Source organism: Oribacterium sinus, from assembly GCF_963537195.1.
Classification (GTDB): domain Bacteria; phylum Bacillota; class Clostridia; order Lachnospirales; family Lachnospiraceae; genus Oribacterium; species Oribacterium sinus_A.
The window spans coordinates 1-6,768 of sequence record NZ_CAUTEG010000111.1 but is presented as its reverse complement, the minus strand read 5'-3'; the positions used below and the strand labels follow the sequence as shown (position 1 = coordinate 6,768).

Genomic DNA, 6,768 nt, shown 5'->3' with positions numbered 1-6,768 from the left:
AGTTTGAAGAAGAACTGAAAGAGCATTCCGTGGCAGAGGTTTATGAGAGGATGGAGAGGAAATAGAGCACTTTCAAAAGATGAAAAAAATTACAGTTTTGAAAGTGGGTGAATGATGAAGATTATAGGAAGATCAACTTATTTAAAGAGACTTATTCGCCTACAGGGTACTCCGGATATTAAAATTATTACAGGATTAAGAAGATCAAGTATCTTATATAAAAGATGTATATCAAAGTGTAATTAAGAGGGATTTGTTGGATAAGTACGGCATAAAAGAAGAAGCTCTTTTAGACTCTTTAATGGAGTATTTGATGGATAATGTTTTCAATCTTACCTCCGCCGGCAAGATAAGTACTTTTTTCAAGCAAAATGGGTATGAAACAAACCACATGACGATTGGAAATTATATAAAGTACTTATGTAGTGCGTATATGTTTTACAAAGTAAAACGATATGATATTCGTGGGAAGAAATATCTGGAAACCTCCGATAAATACTATCTTAATGATTTAGGATTTCGTTATGCCATACTATCTGAACAGATAACATTAGCAAGAGAGTTAGCTCCGCTACAGTCAATCAAAGATTCTTATCCCAAAATTCTTATAGCGAATACAGGACATGAAGAGTATGACATTGATGGTATAAAAATATTGAACCTTAGTGACTGGATGCATAAAGTATAAAAATATTCCCCCGAAATCTAAAAATATTCTCCCTTTTCTTTCTTTTTAAATCTTCTAAAATGAAAGAAGAGGGATATTTTAGAATGTGAAAAAGAGGCGAATATGGGGAACAGTTTGGTTCAAATGAAAAATATTGCCAAGTCTTTTTCCGGTACCAAGGTTTTGAAGGGCGTGAATCTGGAATTAGGCCATGGAGAGATTTTGGCGCTTTTAGGAGAAAACGGAGCAGGAAAATCCACTTTAATGAAGATTCTCAGTGGAATCTACAGTAAAGACAGCGGAGAAATCTATTTAGATGGAGAACTTTGCCATTTTCAAAATCCTAAGGAGGCTCAGAATAAGGGCGTTGCCATTATTCATCAGGAGATGAACCTGTGTAATGATTTAAGCGTAAGTGAAAATATCTTCCTGGGTAGAGAAGTAATGGAAGGCTTAAGTCTAAATCATAAAAAGATGGATGAGGAAGCCCAGAAGATTTTGGATGATTTGGGCATCAGCATGAAGTCTACGGAGTTAGCAGGGGACCTGAAGGTATCGGAACAACAGATGGTGGAGATAGCTAAGGCTCTTTCTCAAAATGCCAAGGTACTTATCATGGATGAGCCCACTTCCGCCTTAAGTCGAAAAGAAATTGAGGACTTGTTTAGGGTAATTCGAAAGTTAAGAGATGAGGGTAGAGGAATTATCTATATTTCCCATAGATTGGATGAGCTTCGGGCGATTGCGGACAAGGTCAGTATATTACGAGACGGGGAAAATGTTATCTCCGGCGACTTAAATGAATTTTCCATTGATGACATTATCCGACACATGGTGGGAAGAGAAATTCAGGACAAATTCCCACGAATACACTGTGAGAAGGGAAAAGAAATCCTTAGGGTAGAGAGTTTAAATGCCGGCCCCAAGGTAAGAGATATTTCTTTTAGCCTGTATGAAGGAGAAATCCTTGGAATTGCGGGGCTGATGGGAGCGGGAAGAACGGAGATGACCAGAGCGCTTTTCGGGGTGGATGAAAAGACTTCCGGGAAAATCTACCTTTTTGGAGAGGAAGTCAAGACAAATACACCTAAGGAGAGCATAGAGCTTGGTATGGCTTTGATTCCGGAGGACAGAAGAAAAGACGGACTTTGTACGGATTTAAGTATACGAGAGAATATATCCCTTCCTAATCTGGACAGCATGAAAAATTCTTTAGGAGTTCTATCTAAGGACTTAGAGTTGAAAATTAGTGAGGATACCATAAAAAGCTTGAATGTTAAAGCTAAGGACCGGGAAATGATTTCCAAGAATCTTTCCGGAGGCAATCAACAGAAGGTGGTTTTAGGAAAATGGTTGGTAAGAAATCCTAAGGTAATCCTTTTTGATGAACCCACTAGAGGAATCGATATCGGAGCCAAGGTAGAAATCTACCAGATTATGAATGAACTGAAGAAGAAGGGTGTAGGGGTTCTCTTTATTTCTTCGGAAATGGAAGAAGTGCTGGGAATGTCTGATCGAATCTTGGTTTTCTGTGATGGAAGAATCACAGGGGAGCTTAGTAAGGAAGAGGCAAACCAGGAGAATATTTTGAAATATGCAACACAGTATGAAGAAAAGGTATAAGTACTGATATAAGCAAAGGAGAATAGGGCTTAGCCGATAAAAAGGCCGGGGTATGCGGCCAAGAATAAGACTGTATTGCGGGGAGAGAGAATGAAAAACAAAGTAAAAGAAATACTGAAAATCAGAGGAATGAGAGGAGCGATTACTGCCTTAGTGGGGCTTTTGATCATTTATGTTGTTTTCGGATGCATCAATGACAAGGTCTTTTCTTTACAAAACAACTTAAATCTGCTTCGTTCCATGGCAAAGTACTTGCTCATTGGAATTGGGCAAAGCTTTGTGATGATTACCGGAAATATTGACTTATCCATCGGTTCTGTGGTGGGCATGAGTGCCATGGTTACCGCAAGCTTGATGACAAGAGGAGTGCCCATTGTGGTGGCTCTGTTGGTCAGCCTCCTGATTGGTCTTATTATCGGATATGTGAACGGAGAATTGGTGGGAAAATTCCAGATGCCTCCCTTTATTGCCACTCTGGGAACCATGTTTGTGGCAAGAGGAATTGCTTATCTGGTTAACGGAAACCGAAACACGGACAATATTGCCAGCATCTTAGGAAAGAATCAGGGTAAATTTTTTCAGGATGCCTTTTACTACGGAAAGATTCTGGGCATCTATACTACCTTCTGGATTGCCTTTTTGATTTTCCTGATTTTCAGTTTTATTTTAGGGAAAACGAAGCTGGGTAGACATATCTATGCTGTAGGCTCCAATAAAGAAGCCTCCAGACTTTCCGGTGTGGATATCGTTTCCGTAATCAAGAAAACTTATCTGATTTCCGCATTTTGCTCCGTGATTGTAGGATATATCCTCTGTGCACAGGCAGGAATGGGAAATATGGAAGCCGGAAATATGTACGAAATGTACGGTGTTGCCGCAGGTGTAATCGGAGGAGTATCTCCTCTTGGAGGCTCCGGTCTCTTGCTGGGAACTTTCCAGGGTGCACTACTTTGGCAGACTTTGGAAAATGGTCTGAACATGGTGGGGGCTCAGGTAGGTATTCAGAGAATTGTAATCGGTGTAATTGTGGTACTGGCAGTACTCATGGATGTCTTAGTCCGAAACGGAAATTTATTTTCCAAGAAGAATAAGAAGTAAATGAGGATTGCTCCATTATAGAAAGAGAGGAAAACATTATGAAAAAGAAACTTATCTTGCTTGCAACTCTTTTATCCGCTGCAATGCTCTTTGGCTGCAGTTCGGATAAGCAGGAGGCTGCGGAAACCACTGCTGCAGTGACAGAGGGAACTACCGCTGCAGGAGAGGAAAAGGCTACGGAAGAAAAGGCGGAGAATAGTGAGAAAGGCGCTGTAAAAGCTGATAAGGCTTATCAGTTGGCTCTTATCACTATGGACTCCCTTGACCAGCACTGGGTAACCTTAAATGAAGGTGCTCAGGCGGAAGCAAAGCTCGTTGGCGTGGAAGTAAAGTTTATGTCTCCGGATACCAAGGATGACTCCAAGCAGATTGAGTGTGTAAACAATGCCGTTGCAGGCGGCGTGGACGGAATTATGATTGCAGCAAACGGGCCGGATGCCATTTCTGCTTCTTTAAAGGAAGCACAAGCACAGGGAATCAAAATTGTTTATGTGGATTCTCCTGCCAATGTAGATGCGGAAGCAAGCTTTGCAACCAACAACAAGCAGGGTGGAAAGACTGCCGGAGAAGAGATGAAAAAAGCTTTGGAAGCACAAGGGATTACCAAGGGAAATATCGGTGTAATCAGCACTAATGCTTCTACTCAGTCTACAGTAGACCGGGATAACGGATTCCGTGAGGCATTTGAAGGATCGGATTTTACCGTTGAAGAAACGCAGTATTGTGACGGAGATGCTGCGAAGGCACAGACTATTGCGGAAAACTATATTACCAAAGGTGTTGTAGGGATTTTTGGAGGAAATGAAGGTTCAACTGTAGGAATCGGAAATGCTATTAAGGCTTCCGGCGACAATAAGATTATTGGTGTAGGTTTTGATAAGTCCGATAATATTAAGAGCTTAATTCAGGATGGATATCTTCTTTGCACAATGGCACAGAATCCGGATGTCATGGGTAAGATGGGTGTGGATGCATTAGTAGAATCTTTGAATGGAAAAGACTTAAAGGGCGAGACTGTGGATACCGGTGTATCTGTTTTAAATAAGGATAAGCTTAAGTAAGCTTTAACAAAAGAAATAGGAAGGCGGCTTTTAGAATAATCTGAAGCCGCTTTTCTTGCATGAATTGAAGAGAAAAGAGGGACGTATGGAGAGATATTATTTAGGATTTGATTTAGGAGGAACAAAATCTGCAGTCATTTTGGGAAGAGATGCGGGAGGGCCCATAGAAATTTTGAAAAGAGAGGCAATTCCTACTTTTCAGGGAAAAAGAAGTCCTTTGGAAACGATAGAATGCCTCTGCAAGATAGGAGAAGCCTTCCTTTTAGAAAAAAATATCCAACTTCAATCCACAGGAGTAAGCTGCGGTGGGCCATTGGATGAAGAAAAAGGACTGATTCTATCGCCACCAAATCTTCCCGGCTATGATAAGATTCCTATAAAGCGTATTTTAGAGGATAGATTTCAAGTTCCTTCTTTTTTGGAAAATGATGCCAATGCCTGCGCCCTTTGTGAGTGGAGATTTGGAGCAGGTCAGGGGACAAAAAACATGATTTTTTTGACCTTTGGAACAGGGATGGGAGCTGGACTGATTTTGAATGGAAGTTTATATCGGGGAAGTTCCGGAATGGCAGGAGAAGTAGGGCATATCCGTCTTTCCAAGGGTGGTTCCTTCGGCTACGGGAAAGAAGGATCTTTTGAAGGATTTTGCTCCGGAAATGGTATTATAGAGATGGCAAGGAGGATGTATAAAGAAAGAGAAGAAGAGGGCAGTTTGGAAGAACAGGACAAAGGTATCACAGACTTTACTGTAAAAAACCTGGCTTCTTTAGTAAAAGGCGGTTCTCCCTTTGCCAGGTCGGTATTTGATCGTTCTGCCTATTATTTGGGAAGAGGCCTTGCCTTACTTATTGATATTCTAAATCCGGAATGTATCGTGATAGGAAGTATTTATGAGAGATGCGAAGCTTTATTTAAAGAAAAAGTAGAGGCAGTAATTCGGGAAGAATGTTTTACAGAAAGTGTAAACTTATGTAAAATAGAAAAATCAAAACTTAGTGATAATATCGGAGATTATGCGTCTCTTTCTGTAGCTATGGAAGTTCATGCTGGTGGGGAATAAGCGTATTAGTTAGGCAACGAAAGTTAAGGAAACAGTGATGAGAGTCTTGATAGCGGATGATGAAGAACGGATTTGCGAGTTAATTAAATTTTTGGGGGATTTTCAGGAGGAAGGCATGGAATGTCTTCCTTTTGCAAAGACGGGAAAAGAGGCATTAGAACGGGTGGAGAAAGAACTTCCTGAGCTTTTGATTACGGATATTAAGATGCCCGTTTTTTCAGGGCTGCACATTGCCAAAGAAATTGCCAGAAAGAAACTTCCTACCAAGGTTATTATTGTTTCCGCCTATTCAGATTTTTCCTATGCCAAGGAGGGAATACAGGCAGGGGTGTCGGACTATCTTTTAAAACCGATTAAGAAAAAAGAGCTACAGGAAAGCATTCGGAAAATCAAGGAAGAGTTAAAAGAAAAAGAGTCTATTGCGGAAATTATAGAAGAAAAAGCAGAAGAAACAATAATGCATCAAGGGATTTTAAGAGAAAAAAGTCTGTCAGAATCTTCTCTAGAGAAAAAAGTTATGGAAGATTTGCTTTTGGATGCACCTTACTCACATTTGGTTTCTTTATCGAAAAAATTTATTGACCAATGTTTTGAAGAGGATATTGGTCTTGAAGAAGTGGCAGAACATTGTAAGGTTAGTGCCTCATATTTAAGCACACAGTTTAAGAAGGAACTTTCCCTTGGGGTAAATAAATATATATCCGGTCTTCGGATGGAAAGAGCCAAGCAACTTTTGGCAGAGACCAATTTAAGCATTACGGAGATAGCCTCCCGACTGTTTTATTATGACACAAAGTATTTTTCCAAATGTTTCTTTGAGAAAATGGGGATGAATCCCAAGGACTATAGGAATTCCTTACATGAAAATCGAAGCGAAGAAGACAGAATATAAGGTAGAAGAGAGAAAAGGTTTAGTGGGAGCAGAGAAGAATAGAAGGAGTTCCTTATCCTCTCGCCTTATTTGGCTGTATGCTCTAACGCTGGCTTTATTTTTGTTATCTATTTTTATTATTTACCTACTGCTCGCCACAGGAGGCAGCTTCTTTAAGACGGGAATTAAACTGCTTCTTCTGGGGCTCTTATTTCTTTGTATATTGACAATTAATTATTTTTATTATGGTATCCTTAGACCTTATAAAAGCTATCGTTCTACTCTTCGAAGAGTCTTGGAGGGCTATAGCGAAGTGCAGGAATTACAGGAACTGCCGGTTTATCTGACAGAGGAAAGTCATGAAGAATACCATTATATTTCGGAGATC

General features: G+C 40.2%; 6 protein-coding genes and 1 pseudogene. All 7 read left to right on the top strand.

Going from position 1 to position 6,768, the window contains the following annotated elements; all coding sequences use genetic code 11:
- Window positions 1–256: 256 nt before the first annotated feature.
- Window positions 257–688, top strand: a complete 432-nt coding sequence (locus RYL27_RS10080; RefSeq protein WP_314966984.1) for a DUF4143 domain-containing protein — start codon at window positions 257–259, stop codon at window positions 686–688.
- A gap of 102 nt (window positions 689–790) precedes the next feature.
- Window positions 791–2,290 carry a sugar ABC transporter ATP-binding protein gene (locus RYL27_RS10075; RefSeq protein WP_314966983.1) on the top strand — a complete coding sequence of 500 codons (1,500 nt, stop codon included), beginning with the start codon at window positions 791–793 and terminating at the stop codon, window positions 2,288–2,290.
- Between the two features lie 90 nt (window positions 2,291–2,380).
- A complete protein-coding gene (locus RYL27_RS10070) occupies window positions 2,381–3,388 on the top strand; it encodes an ABC transporter permease (protein WP_314966981.1) in 1,008 nt (335 codons plus the stop codon).
- A 38-nt stretch (window positions 3,389–3,426) separates the two neighbouring features.
- Window positions 3,427–4,449 (top strand): substrate-binding domain-containing protein, encoded by a 1,023-nt coding sequence (locus RYL27_RS10065; RefSeq protein WP_314966979.1) that lies wholly within the window; start codon window positions 3,427–3,429, stop codon window positions 4,447–4,449.
- 85 nt (window positions 4,450–4,534) lie between these two features.
- Window positions 4,535–5,509: an ROK family protein gene (locus tag RYL27_RS10060; RefSeq protein ID WP_314966977.1), complete on the top strand. Its 975-nt coding sequence runs from the start codon at window positions 4,535–4,537 to the stop codon at window positions 5,507–5,509.
- Between the two features lie 37 nt (window positions 5,510–5,546).
- On the top strand, window positions 5,547–6,401 hold the full coding sequence (locus RYL27_RS10055; RefSeq protein WP_314966975.1) for a response regulator transcription factor: 855 nt from the start codon (window positions 5,547–5,549) through the stop codon (window positions 6,399–6,401).
- Window positions 6,370–6,768, top strand: a pseudogene (locus tag RYL27_RS10050) (histidine kinase); the annotation flags it as partial. The gene RYL27_RS10055 and the pseudogene RYL27_RS10050, both read left to right, overlap by 32 nt.